Source organism: Colwellia sp. 75C3, from assembly GCF_002836255.1.
GTDB lineage: Bacteria > Pseudomonadota > Gammaproteobacteria > Enterobacterales > Alteromonadaceae > Colwellia.
In genome coordinates this window covers 1-23,270 of record NZ_PJAU01000054.1, presented here as the reverse complement: position 1 = coordinate 23,270, position 23,270 = coordinate 1, and the positions used below count along the sequence as shown (strand labels likewise).

Here is a 23,270-nt window from a genome sequence, read left to right as displayed (position 1 = left end):
TAAAAGCGAGTAGGTATACTCATTCATAACTCATTAAAATAATTACACACTAATTGATGGAAGCGAGTTAAGTGAATTGGTTTTTCTCTTTGGTAGGCATGCACGGCATATAAAGGCTATATTGGGCCAGTAAGTTTTGGCATGATATGTACCAATTCACCTGATTTTATTAGCGGGTTATGAAAACCGCCAATTGTTAGCAAATAGCATTAGGGATTTCTCAAAAAGTGATGAGTAACTACATTAATCATTTAGCTGATACGCCAGTTGATAAAGCGTTTGAAGCGTTCATTTGATCAAAATAATTAATCTTAGGTGAGCATTGAAATATCTTACTGTTTGGACCTTTATAGAGATAATTATTTGCGTAAAGGTCCGCATAGTAAACTAGGTTTTTAGAGGTGTCCTACCTTAACCAATATGATTGTTTCCTGCTCTACATAGGGGAAGTGTTCGCTTAAATGGGGACTACGAAGCCAAGAACCCTCAGGGTAGCGACCATGCTCATCAATGAACTCGCCACTGATAACAAATATTTCTTCGCCGCCGAAGTGTTTGTGGGGTTGAAACCGTTCTCCTTTAGGCCATTTAACTAGCGCCGTGGATTCACCCTGGTAGCTGTGCAATGGCATAACCATTAAGTTACCCATGCCCGGTGACCAATTTCTACTTTTGGTATCAATGACAACATGTTCATTATCACCCGCTTTAAATTGATGAAGTTTTACTAACAATATGCAGCCGTCTTTACTAAAAGGCGCATGACGAAACCCTTCAGGATTTCTAAAGTAACTACCTGCATGATAATCACCGGTATGATCAGAAAAGGTGCCTGATAATACCAGGATCTCCTCGCCTAGCGGATGATCATGTTCACTAAAGCTAGCACCGGGTTCGAATTTTACTAAGCTTGTTGCATGGCCTCTCTCTGCGTCTTCTCTGGCTAAAGGTTTACGCCATACACCCGATTTTGGACTAGCTACCCAAGGTTGTTCATGGGTATTAATGAAGACTTGTTCATTGAAGTTCATATTGAGCATTGATTTTCCTTTAATACCATTTGGTAAAACACTTGAATTCTTGTTAAGAAGATTTCATAACAGTAACTATCTTTGGCGGTATAATATCGCTTATTAACTACGACACCAAGTAGGCACAAATTGGTTTGGTAAGTACTTAAAGGTACATCTTCATGAATAATAAGGGATTAATTTTCATATAGTTATTGACCTGAAGTTCGTTAAGCTACTTTATCAACTTAGGAACGGTAATACCTTTTCGTTCAGGAACCATCAAAAGTAGGGCATGTTTTTTTAATTTCAATACTAATGCCGTTGCTTTAATTTTTTTCCTTCGACCATTGTCATTATATATATCGAGTTCTAGAATACAGCTATCTTGTTGCCAACTAGTTGCTAAGCAGGCGGAGGCGTTCGCATTATCCTTAGCACTACCTTCTTTATTATCCATGACATAAAGTTGTGAAAATTTATTTAAAACTTGGTGATTTAGCTCTTCAAGGTGATAGTGAATTTCACTTTCATAAATAAATTCACTATATAAATTGTTCTTTAAAAAGCTTTCAACATTTGAAGCTTTACTGGACGACTGGGAAACTATTTCACCATCGAATGTTGAAACAGCTACTTCTAAGGCGTGTTGAAAATTACTTGTTAATTCAAACAAACTTAACGAGTAATTTTTATTAAATGTTGTGAAAGCAGCGAGTCCATCTATGTAACCTTGAAAAATAAGAAGTTGGTAATCAATATCACCCATAGATAAACGTTCAATCTTATCGTTTAATATAACATTAGCTTCAGATAATTCCCGTGCTTTCCTGACGTTTTTTAAATGGTAGTAAAATGCAATTAAGGTCAATAACAGTACAGCAATACCAAACCATAAATTAAATAATACTATGCCCATACCGTCGCCATTCTTCCTAGTGGGTTATTGTGATTGTTATAGCTAAAAAGTTACACTATCTGAAAATAGCTTAGTGGGCAATGTAATCATTCATTGGATTTAAATATAATTATCATATGAGAGTTATCATATTAACTTGTTGAATTAACTTCGTAATAATTGATGGGGCCTCATTAGTCGCATTGATTTTCTTTTAATACCATTAGGTAAAACACTTGAATTATTGTTAAGAAGACTTCATAACAGTAACTATCTTTGGCGGAATAATATCGCTTATTAAATACTACACCAAGTACGCACAAAATGGTTTGGTAAGCACTTTAAGGTACATCTTTATGAATAATAAGGACATTAAATTTTCAAGAAAATCAGCTCCTGAAAAGTCTGCTCGCATGGTTGAAACGATTGTCGGTTGCAAATGGTCACTCACCGTTTATAGCTTACTAAATAATGATATTAATCGACCCGGCGAAATGGTGAGAAGTGTTGAAGGATTAACCACCAAAGTATTAAATACCTGCTTAAAGCGCAATATAGAGTTTGGTATTCTTGAACGGGAAACGTTTAATGAAGTTCCGCCTCGTGTTGAGTATAAGGTAACAAGGTTTGGCGATAAATTTATTAACATATTGACCGAATTAGAAAAACTTCAAGCAGACATCGATGACAGTACTTTATAACCTTAACGGTAAAACTATAAACTTATAGGTTTACCTTTGATGATACATTTAATTTAAAATAACTTTTCTTTATTATTCAGTAAACTATACCAATAAGTACTTAGCTTACTAAATAGTACCTACTTTTCTTAGTCATTATATCTCCTTATCATTTACTGGTATTTATTTAACTTTATAAATGATTAATAGGAGAAAAATGATGAATTTTATTTATCAAGGAAAAGCACTTGTTATTGGTGGCTCAAGTGGTATGGGTTTAGCAACGGCGACATTATTAGTTAAGAATAATGTCGAAGTTATTATTGTTGGTCGTAATGCCGAAAAGCTAGAGCTAGCATTAACGCAGCTAAATGAGATAGGAAAAGCGTCGGCTATTCAGGCTGATCTTTATCAAAGCGCCGATTTAAAAAAATTACTATCGTATATTAATCAAGAGGATGTTCGGTTAAGTTATTTGGTCAATGCCGCGGGATATTTTAGCCCTAAGGCTTTTTTAGCGCATGATGTTGATGACTATAATACCTATATGGATTTGAACAAAGCAACATTCTTTATTGCTCAAGCTGCTGCGGAAAATATGAAAGGGCAGGGCGGTGGTAGCATTGTTAATATTGGTTCAATGTGGGCTAAACAAGCAATTAAAGCGACACCCTCTTCGGCTTATTCTATGGCAAAGGCTGGCTTACATGCCTTAACTCAACACATGGCAATGGAACTAGCCGAACATAACATTCGTGTTAATGCCGTATCACCAGCCGTTGTGAAAACGCCTATTTATCATTCTTTTATTGAACCAACAGAGTTAGATGAAGCACTGGCTGGCTTTAATGCATTCCATCCTATTGGACGAATAGGAACCGTTGAAGATATCGCAAATACCATCGGTTTTTTATTATCGTCAGATACATCTTGGGTAACAGGGGCTATTTGGGATATTGATGGTGGTGTGATGGCGGGGCGAAATTAAATCGATAAGATATTCATTAGGTGGTTGTTATTTATTGTTTTTTTTGCTCATACATCATTTTATCTGCGAAACCAATTAAATCATCTAATGTTTCACCGTGTGTTTTCCAAACCGCGAGGCCATAAGAGATTGAGCTAGGTGTTTTTTGGCCTACGTTATATTCAGTGACACCCATTGCCAGTCGTTGCGACAATTTTGTTACATGATTTACAGAGAATATATTAGTGAGTACTATGATAAATTCATCTCCACCCCATCGCGCCAAAATATCTTCTGTTCTCAATCCTTTTAAAAGACCTTGCGCGGTATTTTGTATTATAAGGTCACCATATTGATGACCTTTAAGATCGTTGAGTACTTTTAATTTATCTATATCGACAATCATCACAGCGTAAAGAAATTGGTGATTGATACTTTGATGGGTAACTCGGTTGAATGCTTCGTAAAAGCCGAAACGATTCAATGTATGGGTGAGTTGATCTAATTGAGCCTGCTCTTTATACAGCGCTATATTTTCAATTTCATGATCTTTGTCCTCAAAAAACATAATCACGCCATGACTTTTATTATTACAATAAATATTGGCGAAAGAAGTTTTACACGTTTTGTGCTGGCTTATTTTAGTTCGAATGACTATTTCTTTGATGTAGTGACTTTCTTTATTCGTCATGACATCTGATAAAATTATTTCCAGCTCATCAGACATTAATTCATTAATTATATTTAATGTATGTTCGAGGCTTTCAAGCCCAAATGAATTAAGGATAAACCATTGAGAAAAAACCATATTGACATGAAGTAATTTACAGTCCACATCAAATATTGCCACAGGGATAGGCATGACATCTAAAATACTTCTAGACAAGGATATTGGCTTATTAACGCGATGACTTAAATTAAACAAGGGAGTACCAACATTGATAATAAAGTTAACATCATGATCCTTCACCCTTCACCAAGTTATTTTCTTATTGATAATCCGACGGCGAAACACCAGTCCACTTCTTAAACGCCCTAGAAAAACTCGATGGGGAGTTAAAGCCTAATTTATAAGTAATTTGCGTTAATGTTAATTTGTCTTCTCTTAACAACGTTTGTGCATGTTTAATTTTGTTGGTTTTTAATAAAGTACTGAAGTCGGTATTAAAGCGCTTTAATTGGCGTTGTAATGTTTTTACGCTGACATACATTTTGTCAGCTACAAAAACGATATTTAGGTTGTTCGAAGCAATATTTTCTACAATTAAACGCTCAATATCAGAAAATACTTTAAACTCTGATTTTGAGAATTTGTTATCTATAAAGGGTTCTAAACTAATGGAGTGAGTTGAGAATACATTTGTTGTAGCTAATGCTTTGTTGTTAAAAACAATAGTATATTCAGCTCTGTCATTATAAATAACAGGACAATCAAATACATTTTCGAAACATTTCCTTTTACTTTTTAAGTCTATAATTACATTTGAAATAATATTCGAATTAAAAGGAAACATTTGATTTATCATTTTATGCACTAAACAAATGCCAATTTCTAATGTTGTTCTATGTAAGTTATATAATTCCATTCGCGATGAAATAACTAATGAAGTGTGGTCTGCCTTAACTGTGGTTACTACTTTAATCAGTTCGTGCATTTGTTGACTAGCAAAGATAATTTTTTCTAGTAAATCATTAACAGATTTAGCATCAGCTATTATCACACCGGTATAACGTAAAAAGTGAAGTTGAAAAACCTCATAGATTGAAATAGGTAAGGCATCTAAGCCGTTATACATGTCAATGCTATCGTAAAGCTTTAGTACTATCTCTCGATGAGTAAAATTTAATTCATGTAAAGTAGAGACTTCAAGGCCTACCGACGCTAATAGATTATCTGCGGGTAAATCTTGTTGTTTCAAAGCAATATAAATAAGTCTAATCCAACTGCCATCTACGCGTTGTTTAGTCGCATAACTATATTTTTCAGGGTGAGTGATTTCAGAACTTAGATTCTTAGCCGATTCCATAGACTTCCAATGTAGGTTTATCTCATATAATTCACAATTAGTATTCGATAAACTAATAACTGCGGTAGCGCTTTCAATCTCTACCTTAATCATAGACTTTTCTGGAGTGTTAACATTAACCAGCGACGACTTTTTCTAACCAATTAAGGTCATACTCACTTAATCTACGTACGATCTTATACAAATTAAACGCTAGGGTATTTTTATTGAACTGTTTTTCTGATTAAGAACACTACTCAAAGAGCATTTTTAAATGGTCTAAATATTCAATAACGGCGTAGGTTGCAATCCTAATAGTCTGCTATTACTCAATACATATTTAAGCTAAAGAGCACAAACCCGTTCAGTTTTCACATCTTGTGTTAAGTACGTATTCCAACGATACCAATAATGGCAACGTCGGCATTGATTCTTATATTAGTTATGCGGTCAATGCTAAATTAAATAGCTCATTTTGTTGTTTTGCTAAAAAGTTAATAATGTCATCAGATTCATATAACCACTGAGTATCACCTTTGGCTTGTTCAATACGTAAACAAGGTACTTGTGTTTTATGACCACCGTGTTGTAAATCAATTCGATGCTGATGGTTTGTTTGAATGTTTTTCAGTTCTATTTCCAAACCAAGTTTATCAATAGCCCGTCGTGTTTTTGCGCAAAAAGGACAACTGTCATAATGATAAAGTGCCAGGTTTTTAGGTTGTGTTAGTGATAAAGTCATGCGTTTTTCCTTAATATTATTTTTCAATAAAAGTACGTTTAATCAGAGTTAAGAAAATATAAATTTCAGTCAATCTTATGATCTTATGATCTAATGAATGAAGTTATAATGTAAGTAATAACAAGGTAATAAAGGCAACTAGACGTCTATAAAGTGAAACCATACGTCTAATCACCTTTATTTATCCGCTTTACTTATTAGGTAAGTAATAAAAAAACGCTGCAAATAAAATGGGGTTCTGCAGCGCAAAGGAAAGTGATCTGCTTATCAGTTGTAAGGTCCTAGTTATTCTTTTTCATAAACTTAAGGATGTGATTAGCAATAACATCACCGTCTTCTTCTAAGGCAAAGTGGCCTGTGTCTAAGATATTAAAGTCCACGTTTTTCAAATCACGTTTGTATGGATGTGCTCCTTCTTCAGGGAAGATATAGTCGCCTTTACCCCACATTAACAATGTTGCTGGCTGATGCTTTCTAAAATAGGCCTGCCATTGTGGGTAAAGTGCTGGATTAGTACCATAAGAGTAAAATAGTTCTAACTGAATCTCTTTGTTACCTGGACGGTCTAGTTTAGCTTGGTCAACAATCCAGTTATCAGGGCTAATCGCTGCTTTATTTCGAGTACCATTAGTATATTGCCATTCGGTTGCACCAATAGTTAACAGATTATCTTTAAGCACTTTGGCATTTGCTGGCGTTTTATCTTTCCAATAGGCTTTAATCGGGTCCCAAAAGTCACGTAAACCTTCATCATATGCATTACCGTTTTGTATGATCAGTCCTTGAACTCGCTCTGGGTGTGCTGCTGCAATTCTAAAACCGATAGGTGCGCCGTAATCCATAACATACATGGTGTATTCTTCAGCACCCACTTTTGCTAGAAAGGCATCAGTAATCTTGGCTAAGTTATCAAAACTGTATTCAAATTCACTAAGGGCTGGCATAGAGCTGTTACCAAATCCAGGATAATCCGGGGCAATAACATGATACTCTTCTGCTAATTTAGGAATTAAGTCACGATACATGTGTGACGACGTTGGGAAACCATGTAGTAATACAATTGTTTTTTTGTGTTCGCTACCTGCTTCACGATAAAAAATATCTTGGTTTTGTACTTTAATGGTTTTATGTAAAGTTTGTGCTGCTTCTACGTGATTAATTGAGCTAAAACCTAGTAGTAATACGCCAGCGGTTGCTATTAATGTAGTTAACTTATTCATGGTGCTTTCCTATTTTATGTAAGTTGTAAGTGCTATTTTTGTAAATTTGTGGCTAATAAGCCGAACTGTTCTTTTTCTAGTAACTCAGTAAATCCACCCACTGAAATGTCTTCTATAAATATCTGTGGGTATGTCCTGCCTGTTGTTCTTGTTTGTAACTGTTTTATGTATTTTGGGTTTTCATAAACATCGTATTCAACATAATCCAATCCTTTGTTGGTCAATAACCGTTTAGCGTGGGTACAGTAACCACAGCCTGGTCGGGTATATATTTCTATCTTTGCCATTTACCTCTCCGCTTGAGTTTTTCTATAACCTGTTTTGTTGTTGATGAAGCTATTATGTATCTCAACACTGTATTGATAAATAGGGTTGATGTTGAATGATTATCAACGTAGTGTTGACAATTATTTTGGACTTAATCAGTTATTGGACAGCAGTAAGACAGTAGTAAGGCTGTTATTAGACTGTTGTTAGATATGTAAAGGGCGAGATTTATGGATACGTTAGATGGATTAAAAACGGTTGTGGCAGTGGTTGAAACAAACTCATTTACTGCGGCAAGTGACAGGCTTGGTATATCAAAAGCATTAGTCAGTAAGTACGTGGGAGAGGTAGAGAAGCAGCTAGGTATCAGGCTCTTTAACCGAACTACACGTCAGTTAGCATTAACTGAATCGGGTCGACGATATTATGAGCAAGCTATTACCCTGTTAGAGCAATTTTCTGCCATGGTAGATAACGTTACTGGCGAGCAAACAACACCACGCGGTTTATTAAGAGTTAGTGCACCGGTAACCTTTGGTGAAATGAAATTAGCGCCACTATTGCCCAAGCTTATCGCTTTATATCCAGAGTTAACGGTTGAATTAATTCTTACCAATGGCGCGATTGACATGTTGGAAGAGGGCATTGATGTACGTTTACGTATTGGCGGTGTTGATGATTCCAATATGATAGCAAGGCACTTAACTAATTTTCCTTTAGTCTTGTCAGCATCACCGGCATATATTGATAAATATGGGTTACCTAAAACACCTGAACAGCTTGAAAAACACCAGTGTATTATTGATAGTAACTTTAGAATTGGTAAACAATGGCCGTTTATTTCTCCCAAAGGGCAAGCAGAAACTATTAATGTGCACTCTGCGCTGGCGGTAAATAGCCCACAGGCGGTAAGAGAAATAGCCATTGCTGATGGTGGTATTGCGATGACACCGAATTTTATTGTAGAAGATGCATTGTCCGACGGCAGGCTGTTAAGCGTATTACCAGAATATACTACGTTAGAGTTTGGTCTGTTTGCTATTTACCCACACCGTAAATATGTGGCTAAAAAAGTACGCTGTTTCATCGACTTTGTACTAGAGGAGTTCTCTAAAAAATAGCTATGCAATAATTCCTTAATATAGGGGCATTGCCCTTTTGATAATCTTTATAGATACAGTTATGGATATCTATAAAGATTGAAGCTTACATTTGTTGTTAAATACGCCAGAACATTTCAATTGACGCAGTAGCATTGTAATTACGCAGATCTTCTTCGTAGTCTGGTGAGCTAGTGATAATGCTTAAGGCTAGACCCCATGACTCTTGATAATAAACAGCACCAGTAGATATTGTTGCTTGCCAATGCTCAGTATGCACATCAAATAGGTGCTTAGGGCGTGCGCCATCAATGGTAATATCTTGAAATCTATAGCGTGCCTCTACTGAAAGATAATAAAATTGCCCCGACCGGCTTTTTGATAATACGCTTGGGTCAATGTAATTACCCGGCATAACCCCGACACTTGCAAAGCTTTCCTCTAAATTTTCACCCCATCTAATGGTACTGCCTAGTGCAACTTCACTTTGGTAGTTACCTACATTAATCCTACCCGACAATCCCGTATCATAATCTTTATCAAACCAGCCTGCTGATCGGGTTAGTAGTCGCTGGCCTTCATAAGAAAAGTTAAAGACGGTTTGATTTTCAATTTGTCTGCCCCAGCCCATAGGTTTTGGGGATCCAATTAAACTGTGAACAGATTTTTGTGAATTCTCGCCAAAAGCATCAGGACCAACAGCACCTAACATTAAGCTGTACTTATTGGCTGACTCGGCTGAAAATTCAAATACATTGGCCTCAATAAATAAAAAACCTGTGTAGGGTCTATCGTTTTCCCCTTCAAAGGGAGACGTTAGATCGGTTGGTGTCCAAATTTGTTGACCAACAGTGATTCCCCAGCCTTTATTGCTTTGCTGCTGTAATGGCAACAAACTACCGATAGTTTTAAGAATAAAGGGAGATTTCTCTTTTATATCTACCGTGCTATTAGAGTTATATTTGAGAAATAGGCCATTGGTATAACCTCTATCAGAGCCAAGTAAACCATCATTATCAAGACTTAAGCTGATACTGTCGGTGTTATATTCTTGTGCGACAACAGAAAATGCCATTATTATTGCCAAGCATATGACGATGACATTGATGAAAGTGCCTGCTGAATGGAAATCAAAGTGTATTTTTTTCATAACGACTAATCCAAAATTATTTACAAAATATATGAAATTTAAAATTCAATAATTTAGGATGTTTGTTGAAATACACTTGGCTAAGCCATGGTTATTCATGTTGAACGCGATTAAATAAACTCAATATTCAAGAAGCGAATAGACTTCAACTCATTCATCCTGAGACAAATGTTATCAAGGACCAACTCAGTCGATGCTTCCATTACGCTTAACTTTGAAACCGATCGTCTCAAGAAGGTGCAGGAATAGGGAATAGCAGTAAAATGACGATTAATATCTTTTAAATAATAAATACAGTTTATTATCCGCTTCTGTTACTTTAGTTTTAACAAAAAGTAATGTGTCAATTTAAGGATAAACCTCCCATGACAGATAGCGCACCTAGTTCAGAAAAAACACCTGAAGAAAAATTCGAAACTGCAGCTGAAATAACGCGAGAAACACCAGCACAGCAGCTAAAATTCGCTTTTATAAAAAATACGAAAGTGATTGGTATGGTGATGATTACCATTGGTGTTCTAAGTATTTTGCTGCCCAATTTTATTGGCATGGCCTTTAATACTTTTGTCGGCGGAATTTTTTTATTAGCCTCTTTAGCACTTGCTTTGAATGCTTGGCATAATAAAAAACAACACATGTCTTTATGGTTTAAGCCTTTTGTTTTGGCGGCATTAGCGCTTATTATTTTTATGCATCCAGCCATCATTCTTGGGGTACTAGGTTTATTAATTGCTATTTATTTTTTAATTAGTGGTTTTAGTTCCATGGTACTTTCTTTTGAGTTGCAATCATCGGCTAAAGTTTTTAGTTTATTAAATGGTTTTATTACGCTTGTGCTAGGTGTTGTTGTGCTGACAAATTGGCCGTTTTCCAGTGCATGGATTATTGGTCTTATTATTGGCGTTACCTTTATTTTTGATGGCATAGCGTTATTAAGTATTGCTAACCAAATAAATAAAACCCAAGAGAAGTTGATTAACTAACAATTACTACTGTTAGGCATTAAATATAAAGCCAGCAATTATGCTGGCTTTTTTATTGGCTTAATTTTCTGGGATACTATTAATCTGCTCAGTCTTATTTGATGTAAAAAATAAAGCTGAAACCGAACACATTCACATATCATTTTTTGTCTATAAAACCCCTATAACCTCCTATTTATATATACCTATCGGACCACTATGCCCCCTGTTTATTTTCATTATTTCCATTATAAATAATTAGTTAATGGATAAAAAACGACCACTAATCTATTGTGATTTTTGACTGGTCTAACGTCAGACCAGTTGATTGGCAATAATAAAAATATGACGAAATAAAAATAATTATAAAAAATGATTGGGGAAAATATGAATATAATCAAGATCTCAGCTGCTATTGTAGCTCTCGGCTTAGCGTTCTGTTCAACTGACGCATACAGCAAAGAATATAAAATAGTGCTTATCCATGGCTTACAGCCACAACAATTAATATCCGACGGTAATGTCACAGAAAGTGGTCAAAACTATTGGAAAGGTTATTGGAATGACCTCAGCGATGCCCGTATAGATTGGCCCTCCTATGAACGAATCGAAGGTAAAATTGCAACAGATTATCTTTGGCCAAAGTTAAAATCTTTTTCTGAAAGTAACTTCTGTGATCCGGGCTGTATATTTGTCACTCATTCTACCGGTGATTTAGTGGCGCGTTATATTATTGAGAACCAAGAAACGTGGTTAGATAATGCGGGCTTAGCACCACTTAATATCGTTGCTACTTTTGATATTGCCGGTGCTGGCGGTGGTAGTGAACTTGCCGACTTAGCGGTAAGTGTTGCGCAAAATACAGAAAGCTGGACCTTTATTATCGAAGCGGCTTTAGAGGCTTGGTTAGGTGGCGATCTTAGCGATGAAATGGGCGTGCTGCATGATTTAAAAGTTAATAATGCGAGACAACTTGCACCATTACCTGATGCTAGAATTCCTCGTTTACGCTTTGTTGGTGATTCAAGTGAATACTTAGGCGTTACTAGCCCATTTATTCAAGGTCATGACGACGGTGTTGTTGGCAGCCATTCCTCATGTGGCGGTAATCGCCAAGGACATTTTGGCAGTTGTAGTTCGCAAGTAGCCTTTAACGGTAAAATTACTAATCAAAACAATGCTGTTTCAGGTTTTATGCCATATCACTATCCGATGCTTATGGGTGAAGACTATAGCCATGGCTCATTACTTGAACCACAGCAGGAAGGTAAAGTGACCGCAGCAAGTAATCAGAAAAACTTGTTATCCGGCGAGAGTATTCATTTTGATACCTACACCCAAACTTCTGGTTGGTGGCTTTGGAAAAGCAATTATCTATACGTAGAAAATTCAAATAATGACAGTATGTCAACGCTAATTTATGACGCGATTCCTAACTAATACAAATATTAATGGCTGTTATTATTTCGAGGTAAATCATGAGATTTCAACAGCCCATTAAACAGGAAAGTGAATGAATTATGAAAAACACCAAATTTTTAAAACGTATGGTGACAATGAGTATTGTTGTTGTCACTGTTTGGCTTTTTTGGCCTTCAATGCAGCAGCAGCAGCAACAGCAAGAAACTGCTAATGAAACTCTTATAAAAATGCCACAGTTAGAAGACAAAAAACTGCCAGCTAATGCTGTTAAAGTTAAGACTTTACTTACAGCAACGGCAGAACAGATCACTTCGAATGACTCTGCTACATTAGTCGCTAAAGCGTATGCCGCAGAATTAAACTTTCCAGCGTACTCTCAACCGCTAAGCGACAATGACTTTGATCGTTTGCAGCCAAACCACTTCAATCCTCAATCTATTCCTGTCGACGATAATGGCACTCAAGTCACTGCTGCACTATCAAAGTATCGTTATACCTATCCAGAACAAGTGTTAGCTACGCTTACAGGAGAAAATATTGATAATGCTGAACTTCAACTTATCGACCTTACTACCAAAAAGGTGTTATTAACCAGTAAATTTGAACAGGATGAAAATGGTTGGTATGCACAATTGGACGGTAAACAAGATTTCCCAGCGCAACTGCAAGCGACAATAAAAGCGGCGGTGAATGGTAAGAATATTACTATTGCGCTAGCGCTAAAATATGTTGATTCAGTCGCTACCCTAGAAGGGTTCAATTCAGCATTTAATCAAGATGCAGATATGGTGCTACAAGCTAATTTAACCACAAGAAAGAAAGGCCTTTATCGAGTTAGGGCAAACTTATTTGATGTGAACAACCAACCCATCGCACATTTAGTAAGTAAAGAAAAACTCAATAAAGGTAATGCACATATAAATTTAAAAGCGCATCAATCAGTATTGCAAAAGAAACAAGGGCCCTTTTATTTATCGACCTTTTCAATTGAGTTAATGTCGCCAGCACCCGGTAAGCCAAAAAAATATGGTGATAGCGCTATTAAAAAATATGTAATCAAAGATTTTGAGGTGTCTAGTTTAAGTGATACCGACTATCAACCTTCTGAACAGGAGCAACAACGATTACGACTATTACAAAATATGGCTGAAGGAGGATGAATAAATAGCATGTGTGATAGCGATAAAAAATATGTTTTCTATCGCTATCAACAGACCTGTATTTAGGTAGTTAACACACCCTAATATAATGGAATTAGTACGTAACGTTTTTCGCCAAGTCTTAAATCACTTGAGTAGTATCTCGCACCGTCACCTTGAATATGTATATTCGAATGAGTGATTAGTACTGATGTAAAGCGTAACCACCTTTCAAGTGTCCTACATTTTCAAAACCTAACCGACCTAGGGCTTGAGCAGCTAATTGAGAACGACTACCACTGCGACAGACCAATACTAATTCTTGTTTTTTATCTTGTTGATGCTCTTGTACAAATTGAACTAGTCGAGTCAACGGCACATTATTTGTGAATTTTTCATCGTGTTGTAGTGCGTATTCATGTGGTTCACGAATATCAATCAAGGTCATTTTATTTGATTGTTTTACTGCCTCAGTTAAACTGACGCTGTTATATTCACGTACTACAACTTTCTGGCAAGCACCGCCTAAAGTACTGCTGAGCGCGCCACACATAATTTCACTGCCTGACTCATCAATAATTTTTTTATCCATTTTTACTTTTTCAATAGAGAACTCTTCAGTATTTATTTCACATTTCATTACTTGGTTGAGTAGCGAGTTACGTGCCATCTCTGTGGCAATACTGGTAGTGAATTCGTTGTGATAATCATGACTAGGGCAAATAAGACTTTCCTCGCCAATAAGTTTATTCACTAATTGTAAGCTTGAATACATATCTGCAGCACTGCTGGTTGAAAAGTTTGTTCGACCAAGGCTGTCCATTAAAATTAAGTCACCACAAAAAGCATAATGTACATGTAATTTTTCTATTGAATCACTGACTGGTTCGCACAATAATAAGCTAATGCTGTCATCAGTATGTCCAGGTGTTACGACTTTAACTAACCACTTATCACCGATAGTGATGTATTGGTATTCTTGATTATCAATGGTTGCTGTTTTCGCCTCAGTTGGCCAGCCAAGTGCGTCAGATTGTTGCTTGGCTAAGCACTCTTTTGCGATGCTTGTACGACAAGAGTCATGATCTGCATGGCCATGGGTATCAATAACCGCGATTAAATCAAGTCCTCGACAAGTCAGTAATGTTTGTAGGCGTTCAGTCACTTCAGCTAACGGGTCAATAAACAGTGCTGTTTGAGTTGTCTTGTCGACATATAACCAGCTACAACTGCCGCCCACTTTAAATTGCACAAGACCATCTAGCTCAATTTTATCGGTGATGTTATTCGTGTCCATAATATGTGTATCAAGAGTCAAACAACTTTGTCCTAATGCTTGAGCAGCTGAAACTATTCGGCTACAAGCTATGTCAATTTCCTCTTGAGTCATTGCGGGACCAAAAGACATTCTAATAGCTGATTCACTTTGCCACGCAGGCAGTCCCATGGCATCTAAAACGAAACTACGTGTTACTTTAGAGCTACAAGCTGAGCCTGAGCTAACGCGAACATTTGCCGCGTCGAATAAATCCATAATCTCTTTAGAGCTAAAACCAGGAATCGCAAAATTAATGGTGGTTGCTACTGAGTTTTCAAAACTATGATTAAAAACAATGTCAGGGAAAGCTTGTGTTAATGCCGACACTATTTGTTGGCGAAATAAATGTAAGGTTTCTACTGGAGCAAAGCTAGATTCACTTTCACCTAACAACATACTAAATATTACGCTTAACGCAGCTAAACCCGGTAAGTTTTCGGTGCCAGAACGTAGACCGCTTTCTTGACCGCCACCGGCAATAATAGCGGTAAAGGGGGCGTTTTCTTTAACGTACATAAAACCAATACCTTTAGGGGCATAAAGTTTGTGGCCACTAAAAGGGGCATAGTCAATACTGGTTTGTGCTAAGTCTACGTTTGTTTTACCTAACGCTTGCACGCAATCTACCATCCACGCTGTACTTGGGTTATTGGACCGTATGGTTTCGTCTAATAGACTTATATCTTGGTAAACGCCAGTTTCATTGTTAACGGCCATGGTACAAATCATCAAGGCATTTGGTACCTCTTTAGCGATGAAGTCCATATCAAGTTGTCCCATTGCATCGACGGGAATCGCTTTTACTTCGGCATTGATTTCAAGAATTTCATTCCAGTGCTTAAGAGACTCTGGCACCGCTTTATGCTCGGTTGCACCATATAGAAGGCAATAATCTTTAGTATTGTTAGCGGTAATACTAAGTGTTTTTTTAGCATGCAGTAATGCGGACAAAATAGCGGTTTGAATACCTTCAGTTGCGCCACTGGTAAATATAATTTTACCTGCTCCAGCACCGACAATATTTTTAGCTTGTTGCCTGGTTTTATCCATTATTTGTTTTGCTTGAAGGCCGGTAATATGGCTACTGCTTGGGTTGCCAAAAAGTGTTTCCATGGTCGATAAAGCGGCTGCTGCCGCTTGCGGTAAAACTTGAGTGGTGGCATTAGCATCTAGGTAAATCAAACTAAGAGGTTGTGTTGTATTTTTAGTTAATAGGGTCATGAAATTCTCTCAAGTTATGTTGTTAATATTTACTGAGAAAGGTCAGTCATTAACAATGTTGTACATAAGTTAATTATTTCATGGTGTTGTCGGTTTTTTTTTGCGTATTGCCTTATAAAAACACAATGTAAAGGTATAGTATTCTAATAAACAACCATAAATTAAAATTAAAATTTAAATTTTATCGATATAAGAGAAAAATATCAGCGTTAACGTAACCTCTACTGTGAAGACGAATATGAATTTATCGTAAAAATTAATATTCTCAGCAGGGAAGTATGTTCTGTAGAGCAACCGCTAATTTATATATACCCGTTACCAATCAAAGTGCAGGATTTCAGTGGGAATTAAAATCACTTTAGGCAAGGCAAATAATCTAAACATAGTCACTCTATGGTTTGGTTATTTAACGCGGTATAAAGTCATTTTAAACCCATCGAAGAAGCGCTTGAGCAACATCACTACATCGTTGCACCTTTTTGTAAGGGAGTAACCATTACTACAAAGGTGCGTCTTGTATTGAAATTGCTCAAGCACTCTGAAACCTGCATCTTGAATGGTAACGGGTATATAGCTGAGTTTGAGGGCAGTATCACTCTATGCTTACATTGCGGAAATTTTTATGGGGATAAACCGCAAACCAATACTACGAGCGAAGTGATCTTACACCATTTGCGTAATTAGGCTATTAGCCTTTGTTATCTAACTACTCATCATTCACGATTGATTTTATTAGCATAGTTTATTGTGTCTGAATGTGTCTAAGTGTGTGCTTTAGTAATTGTATGTTGGTGCAAGATGTGGGTATAATCAAAAATCATACTTTTTTAAAAAAGTATCCATATAATCATTGAGTTATATTTTCATGTATGGACAGTGTTGTAGTTAATGGATTAAGCCTCTCTTCTAATACTCACCTCTGAACTACCTGTTTTATTTTAAATATTAGTCAAATTTATTCTTTGAACACTAAGGATCTATCAGTGCCAATTCAGAAACAAAAATCGACCATATTAAATATTAGTCTCTTTTTTATGGTGTTTTTATTGTCGTTTGTTAGTAATGCGGAACCATACCCTCCTCTTTGGAATAATGGCACGGGTTCGGCAATTCATTTTGAGCCCGTTGCATGGCCAAGTGAGCCTAATGATGCAATCAATTGTGCTGAAAACTGTGGTGAGTGGAAACCTTACACTCGATTTCAAAATCAGTTAGCCGATCCAAGAACAAAAGATCCTTCTAATGGTGGTACATCACCACAAAGTTATGTCAATGTTGCTTCGTCGTGTATTGATAAGTCGTTACCCAGTATCTACTATTCAATGCGTCAAGGTACCACTGAGGCCGATGATGTTTTAATGTTTCGCTGGCGTGTTGAGGCAGCAGCTCACACTTATGCCACCGGTAAAAATTCCGGCTCTGCGGGTGCTACCGCGCCTTGGTCATCCGCATTATGGACAGTTTTTTTCGATTTAGGTGGTTCTGGTTATCGCTCTTTAGCCGCACATTTAAATGGTTCTAGTGGTAGCCCTGCGAAAGCAATCGATTTAATTTCAGGCATTTGGGGAGACACCTCAAGCCATTCGTTAGATTATGTTAATGATCCTAATATCCATTTACTTGGCCATAACCCAACGGCTTTTATTGGTGATAATGATAAAATACTCAACTTTGCTGATAGTTTAACACCTACAGAAAATTGGCCTAATGGCGCCGCTGAAACTAGCTGGGATTATGGAACTACCCGAGCAAAAGTAGTCACTCACAATTCTTGTACTGAATATTTTATTGATTATCAAATCCCGATAAAAATGCTTGATGCTTCTGAAAAATTTGACTCATCAGGTAAAAAAGGGCCAAACATTACCCGTGATACGCCAATTTCAATGATGTTTTGTAGTGCTAACAGTTTAAATAACCCACTACAAAAAGATTGCGCAATAGGTAAAAAGTGGTTGGCTGATCCGAGTGTGGCTGCACCCTTTGGTGACTACCTGTCATTTAATCAAAGTAAACCCTATAGCCAACCCATAATTTCGAGTGTCGATGTTGTTTCTCCGAATACATGTCCGGGAACTTATGAATTAAACGCGACCGTTCAGGACACTTTAGCCCTACAAGATGGTGTTGTTATCCCATCGGTTAAAAGTGTTGATTTTTATTATTGGTATGATGCAAATGGTGATGGTCAAGCAACCGCAGCAGATACCGATAGCGAGTGGATAAAAACAAATACAACGGGTGCGCTTGATGCAGGAACATTAAATTCTTGGTCGGCGTCGTGGGATGCAACCAGCTTGCCCAAAGGTAAGTTTTTAATTGGTGTGCAAGCACTTGATGATAACAGCCAAGTTGATGATGGCATGGTTGCTTCTGGTATTGATAATAGAACGATTTCTTATTTATCAGGAGATAGTGTAAACGAAATCTATATCGCTGGCAGTTGGGTTAATGGGCAAGAGAGTTTATTTCCCCAGCATTCCCCTGTATTAGCAAATAGTAGTTCAGAAAATTGGTACGGTAATCCCGCAGTAACAGGGCAACAAATAGCGATTCTTGGCACGGCTATTAATGCCTGTGGCTTAGCGCCAACTATTTCATTAACAGCGGATGCGACCAGTGTTGCAGGTGGCGGTACCGTTGGTTATAGCGTTGTGGTAAGTAATCCTAGCAATAACAACTCTGCTATTGTGGTTTCAAATATTATTGATGTTTTACCTGATGGTTTTTCATATCAGTCATCTTCAACTGCAGGCGTTCCAGTTGAACCAAGCGAATCAGGGCAAACATTAACATGGACGTTATCTTCACCGGTATCTTTAGCTGCAGGGGAGTCATTGACGCTAAGTTTTGATGCAACGGCAAGTACGGTATCAGGTACTTATAATAATAATGCCTATTCACTGACATCATTTGGTGATCTCGAAAGTAGCCCTGTGGCAATTTCTGTTGATTCAGCCCGCATGTCACTGGCTATTATACCCAGTAGTTTCAGTGTTGCGGCTGATGGTATAGAGGAAATCACTTTCTTTATCAATTATGCTAATGACTCGGTCGTACCCGTTACTAATGCGAGTATTACATCTACTCTCCCGAGTGGCATTAACTATGTAATTTGCGCGGCTGGTCTAACATGCGACTTGTCAGGGAACGAAATTACCTGGGACTTAGGCTCATTAGCTGCAGGTATCTCTGGTAGTGTCAGTTATACCGTTACGGTTGCTAATACCTGGAGTTTAACATCGTTAACTAGTAGTGCTTTATTATCGGTCACAGCACCCGATAGTTCGATAATAGATAATAATGCATCGACAAAGGTTGCGGTAACGGGACTGAGTGTTACCAGCCCAGCTTTAATGACCTTATCTGTAGCTGCAGATGTCATTCAAGCTGATGCGGGTGGTACGATTGAATATACGTTAACTTACAAAAATGATGGTGATACGACAGCCAACAATGTCATTGTCAATAATACTATCGCTGAGGGGTTAACATACTTTTCTTGTTCTACATCTTGTAGTGAAAGTAATGGGGTTGCTAGCTGGAATCTCGCCTCTGTCGCAGCGGGTGCTAGCGGTAGTGTCACCTTAACGGTTAATGTTTCTGATCCCTTCACTGCATTAAACCCGACTACAGACCAAGCGACTATTGATTGGACCGATGGTGTTCAAGTGAATGCTGAGGTCAATGTTGGCATCAATGGCCAGACTTGTAATAGCTATTATTTTACTGATATCTGGGGCGATGTTGGTTTCGATGGTTCTGGAAGTGTTGGCAATGATAGCGTTATTCAGCGATTAGCAAAATCATCGCCTATTCCAACCGCTAGTGATACAGGCGGTTCAGTTACCATAACGGCGCCTTCTAAAAGTGGAAATGCTTTTATTGAAGCTATTCGATTTTACCAAAGTCCAATAAGTACTCAAGATGTCTCTTTCGCTGGAGGTTCTTTAACCAGTACTGTTTTTGTTGATAGAGCAAATGGTAAGGCCGTTAACCTAAGGGTTTCTGTTTATGATTACGACACTATTACAGGCGATCGAGTGGCTATTGCTGCGCCGGTAGTTGATAGTTTTGGCGGTAGTACAACAGGGGCGTTAACCACAACGATTGTTCCTACGGGGATACTAAAGAAAAATCACATATTATTATGGGTTTATGAAGCGCAATCAAATCATAATAGCCAAACGTTACAGGCACAGTTTCAATACGGAGGCACTGTTGTCAATGGCGTTTCTAACGGTTCAGTAGATGCAAGTATTGCTAGTTCAACTTTTTGTGTAACCCCTCCAGCAAATTTAGTTTTATCAACGTCAGTCGACGATACCAGCATTGCTGCAGCTAGCACGCCTACGCTTACTTATACACAAACATACGCCAATAGTGGCCAACTTCCCGCAGATAATAGTCAATTAGTCGCAAATTTACCGTCAGGGTTTACTGGTTGTCAGTATTTAACAGATAGCAGTATTTGGAATACTTGTTCTGCGACCGTAAGCCATACGTTCTCATTAGGAACTGTTTTAGCTGGTGGTTCAGGTACGGTCTATCTTAAAGGTGAGGTTGCTGCGGGTACCGCTGGAGGAGATATTTTAACGGCCAATTCCTCAATTACCAGTAATCAAACCGCTAGTGTAACGGCTTCGGCTGAAACTGCCGTTATTGGTGACAATGGAGGTGGCAGTAGTGCTGTCGCTGAGCTTGCATTGAGTTTATCTGCAGATAAGTCAAGCCTAAAACCTAGTGATACTATTATTTATACTTTAACCGTTACCAATATAGGTGGAGCAGACGCAACGGGAGTTGCTATAGCAAATACATTACCTGTCGCTGATTATTTTCAATATTCCGCCTGTAGTGATTCATGTCTGCCGTCAGGTAATGATATCAGTTGGACGCTTGGTAACTTAGCCGCAGGCGCCTCAAAAACATATACTTATTCAATGACTGTCAGTACTAGTAATTTACTTGCGGGTATCACCGTTATTAATGATGATGCGACAGCCACAGGTAGTGCTTTATCATCGGTGACTAGTAATTTAGTCGCAGTGGCCATTACCGGCAATCCGCTATTAGATATAACGGTTACTGCTTCTCCTAATACTAGTTTAAGCCCTAACGGTGAAGTGGCCTATGACATAGAGGTCGTTAACAATGGTTCAGTTAGTGCTACTAGTGTAAAAGTTGTTACACCTATTCCAGCTAATATACAGTTTGTTGGTGCTATTACCTCGTCAGTGGGGACTGGCAGTTTTGATACCATCAATAATAGCGTGGTTTACACTCTTGGCGATTTAGCATCTTCGGCTACGGCTTCATTAAGCTTTAAAGGAAAAGTGAGTAATAATTTGTCTAGCGGTAATACCACGGCCACTTTTATTTCAACAGTTAGTGCGGCTAATGCACTGAATGCCATAGGCACCGCCACTATATCTGCCGATGCAGCACCAGTATTAACCTTGTTAAAAACCCAAACAGGTACCACCGCATATCCTGCCGCTACAGTAACGGCCGATGTAAGTAATAGTACGCGGGTATATGTGAATAAAACCGATCAATTTAGTTTAAATCAATTGATAAAGGTTGATGGTATTCCAGCAGTTATCGTTAATATATCTTCCAATAGCCTCGAGTTAGATCGAGTGGTAACGGCAACGTCAGGAACCGATATTATTGGCAGTATCACCTTTTCGATGAGTTATAAAAATACGGGAAATGCTACCGCAACGAATGTAAGCTTAACTGATATATTAGCAGCAGAATTAACTTATTATGCTAGCTCACCTAACGCTAATTCGGCTCCTACTATAGGTAATTCAGGTGATGTGAGTTGGTATGTTGGTGACTTAGCCGCCGGTGAATTTACGACTAAGCGTGTTACTGTATTCCCTAATGGCAGTCAAGGTTCATTTACCAGTACCGCAACAGTCAGTGCCGATAATGCTGCCGATGCTAGTGCAAGTGTAGTTACTTCGATTGGTGGCTTGGTTATTGAAAAGTCAACATCAACTCGTTATGTTGCTACCGGTGGAGTCGCTACTTATCAAATAAAACTAACCAATTCTTTAGCTAGTGATATAAATAACATCAGTGTTACCGATATATTGGTAAATGGTTTTTCCTATCAAGTTAACTCGGCAACTGTTGGAGGCGTATCAACTGAACCTTCGTTTGATGGTGCCGATGTATCTAATTCTCAACCTATTTGGTCTAATTTAACCGTAGCCGCTAATCGCACGTTAATCATCAGCTTTAATGTTGATGTCAGTAATGATATGGGGGCGACTACTTATCAAAATGAACTTGATATTGTTCTCCCTAACAACATAGGATTGCAACCATTCCAGCCATTAACAACCACTGCGGAAGATGTCACCATACTTGGGGATGGCTATGGTGTTATTACCGGTTATGTCTTTAACCGGTTAGGTGCTAGTGGAAATAGTTATGTTGCTGGCAAGGATACAGCGTTAGCCAATGTTCAGGTTAATATTCATCAAGATGGTGATGATTGTTCTAATGTCTATAGTGCAGGTTGTTTTATTGCTTTAACTAATAACAGTGGTTATTTTGAGCAAGTAGTAAAAGTAGGTGATTGGTATTTAGAGGTTCAGCCAGGCTCAGGTGATTTAAATGCTACTTGGAGTCAAACCGTTGGAGATAATGATAATTTAGTGACGGTAGTGTCGCAAGGTTTCATCGGAGATCATAATGGTTTTGCTGACGTTACCAGTCATATAGTTAATGCAAGTGCTGAAGTTGGTGGGGCAATAGATCCAGCATCTAGAGTGGTTGTTGATGGTGAGACTACAACATTTACTATTACGCCTGATGTCAATTACAACATTAATACGGTCATTGGTTGTAATGGGACTTTATCCGGGGGGACTTATACAACTGATACCATTATTGCTAGTTGTTCTGTTAGCGCATCATTCACACCAATTACGCACACAGTAACAGCCCTTGCGGGTACTGGTGGCGGAATTTCTCCAGCAACACAAACGGTGAATCAAGGTACTACAACGGTAATTACGGTGACACCTACTAGTGGTTATTTTATTAGTGCGGTCACTGGCTGTGATGGCAGTTTATCGGGTAATACTTATACTACGGGTACCATTGCAGCGAGTTGTTCGGTTAGCGCATCGTTCACGCCTATTGCAGG

General features: G+C 37.9%; 16 protein-coding genes and 1 pseudogene. 8 read left to right on the top strand and 9 right to left on the bottom strand.

Annotated elements, in window-relative coordinates:
- Positions 1 to 169: 169 nt before the first annotated feature.
- Positions 170 to 296: pseudogene (locus CXF85_RS23130) on the top strand (carboxymuconolactone decarboxylase family protein); the annotation flags it as partial.
- Positions 297 to 395: 99 nt separating this feature from the next.
- Here the strand turns inward: CXF85_RS23130 and CXF85_RS12770 are convergent.
- Positions 396 to 1,040: a cupin domain-containing protein gene (locus CXF85_RS12770; RefSeq protein ID WP_101229045.1), complete on the bottom strand. Its 645-nt coding sequence runs from the start codon at positions 1,038 to 1,040 to the stop codon at positions 396 to 398.
- Positions 1,041 to 1,245: 205 nt separating this feature from the next.
- On the bottom strand, positions 1,246 to 1,929 hold the full coding sequence (locus tag CXF85_RS12765; protein WP_101229044.1) for a hypothetical protein: 684 nt from the start codon (positions 1,927 to 1,929) through the stop codon (positions 1,246 to 1,248).
- A 335-nt stretch (positions 1,930 to 2,264) separates the two neighbouring features.
- Between CXF85_RS12765 and CXF85_RS12760 the strand changes: the two genes are divergently transcribed.
- On the top strand, positions 2,265 to 2,609 hold the full coding sequence (locus CXF85_RS12760) for a winged helix-turn-helix transcriptional regulator (protein WP_101229043.1): 345 nt from the start codon (positions 2,265 to 2,267) through the stop codon (positions 2,607 to 2,609).
- A gap of 199 nt (positions 2,610 to 2,808) precedes the next feature.
- Entirely contained in the window at positions 2,809 to 3,576 is a 768-nt protein-coding gene (locus CXF85_RS12755; protein ID WP_101229042.1) for an SDR family NAD(P)-dependent oxidoreductase, read from the top strand.
- A 31-nt stretch (positions 3,577 to 3,607) separates the two neighbouring features.
- Here the strand turns inward: CXF85_RS12755 and CXF85_RS12750 are convergent, their stop codons facing one another.
- The 5 genes from CXF85_RS12750 to CXF85_RS12730 form a co-directional block, all read right to left on the bottom strand.
- Positions 3,608 to 4,525 (bottom strand): sensor domain-containing diguanylate cyclase, encoded by a 918-nt coding sequence (locus tag CXF85_RS12750; RefSeq protein WP_101229041.1) that lies wholly within the window; start codon positions 4,523 to 4,525, stop codon positions 3,608 to 3,610.
- A gap of 19 nt (positions 4,526 to 4,544) precedes the next feature.
- Entirely contained in the window at positions 4,545 to 5,675 is a 1,131-nt protein-coding gene (locus CXF85_RS12745) for a helix-turn-helix domain-containing protein (protein ID WP_101229040.1), read from the bottom strand.
- A 328-nt stretch (positions 5,676 to 6,003) separates the two neighbouring features.
- A complete protein-coding gene (locus tag CXF85_RS12740; protein WP_101229039.1) occupies positions 6,004 to 6,303 on the bottom strand; it encodes a glutaredoxin family protein in 300 nt (99 codons plus the stop codon).
- 281 nt (positions 6,304 to 6,584) lie between these two features.
- Positions 6,585 to 7,523 carry an alpha/beta fold hydrolase gene (locus CXF85_RS12735; RefSeq protein ID WP_101229038.1) on the bottom strand — a complete coding sequence of 313 codons (939 nt, stop codon included), beginning with the start codon at positions 7,521 to 7,523 and terminating at the stop codon, positions 6,585 to 6,587.
- 32 nt (positions 7,524 to 7,555) lie between these two features.
- Positions 7,556 to 7,810, bottom strand: coding sequence for a glutaredoxin family protein (locus CXF85_RS12730; protein ID WP_101229037.1), 255 nt, complete (start codon positions 7,808 to 7,810; stop codon positions 7,556 to 7,558).
- Positions 7,811 to 8,020: 210 nt separating this feature from the next.
- Between CXF85_RS12730 and CXF85_RS12725 the strand changes: the two genes are divergently transcribed.
- Entirely contained in the window at positions 8,021 to 8,911 is an 891-nt protein-coding gene (locus CXF85_RS12725; RefSeq protein WP_101229036.1) for a LysR family transcriptional regulator, read from the top strand.
- Between the two features lie 97 nt (positions 8,912 to 9,008).
- On the opposite strand, the gene CXF85_RS12720 is transcribed toward CXF85_RS12725, so the two are convergent.
- Entirely contained in the window at positions 9,009 to 10,040 is a 1,032-nt protein-coding gene (locus CXF85_RS12720; protein WP_232771184.1) for a lipid A deacylase LpxR family protein, read from the bottom strand.
- Positions 10,041 to 10,405: 365 nt separating this feature from the next.
- On the opposite strand from CXF85_RS12720, the gene CXF85_RS12715 reads away from it, so the two are divergent.
- The 3 genes from CXF85_RS12715 (at position 10,406) to CXF85_RS12705 (ending at position 13,584) form a co-directional block, all read left to right on the top strand.
- On the top strand, positions 10,406 to 11,023 hold the full coding sequence (locus CXF85_RS12715; RefSeq protein WP_101229034.1) for an HdeD family acid-resistance protein: 618 nt from the start codon (positions 10,406 to 10,408) through the stop codon (positions 11,021 to 11,023).
- 366 nt (positions 11,024 to 11,389) lie between these two features.
- Complete coding sequence (locus CXF85_RS12710) at positions 11,390 to 12,442, top strand: hypothetical protein (protein ID WP_101229033.1); 1,053 nt, start codon at positions 11,390 to 11,392, stop codon at positions 12,440 to 12,442.
- A gap of 80 nt (positions 12,443 to 12,522) precedes the next feature.
- Positions 12,523 to 13,584, top strand: a complete 1,062-nt coding sequence (locus tag CXF85_RS12705; protein ID WP_101229032.1) for a hypothetical protein — start codon at positions 12,523 to 12,525, stop codon at positions 13,582 to 13,584.
- Positions 13,585 to 13,765: 181 nt separating this feature from the next.
- Here CXF85_RS12705 and CXF85_RS12700 read toward each other — a convergent pair whose 3' ends face one another.
- Positions 13,766 to 16,102, bottom strand: a complete 2,337-nt coding sequence (locus tag CXF85_RS12700) for an aminotransferase class V-fold PLP-dependent enzyme (RefSeq protein WP_101229031.1) — start codon at positions 16,100 to 16,102, stop codon at positions 13,766 to 13,768.
- Between the two features lie 983 nt (positions 16,103 to 17,085).
- Here CXF85_RS12700 and CXF85_RS12695 point away from each other — a divergent pair.
- Positions 17,086 to 23,270, top strand: a 6,185-nt coding sequence (locus tag CXF85_RS12695) for a beta strand repeat-containing protein (protein ID WP_157829099.1), incomplete at its 3' end; no start/stop codon positions are given.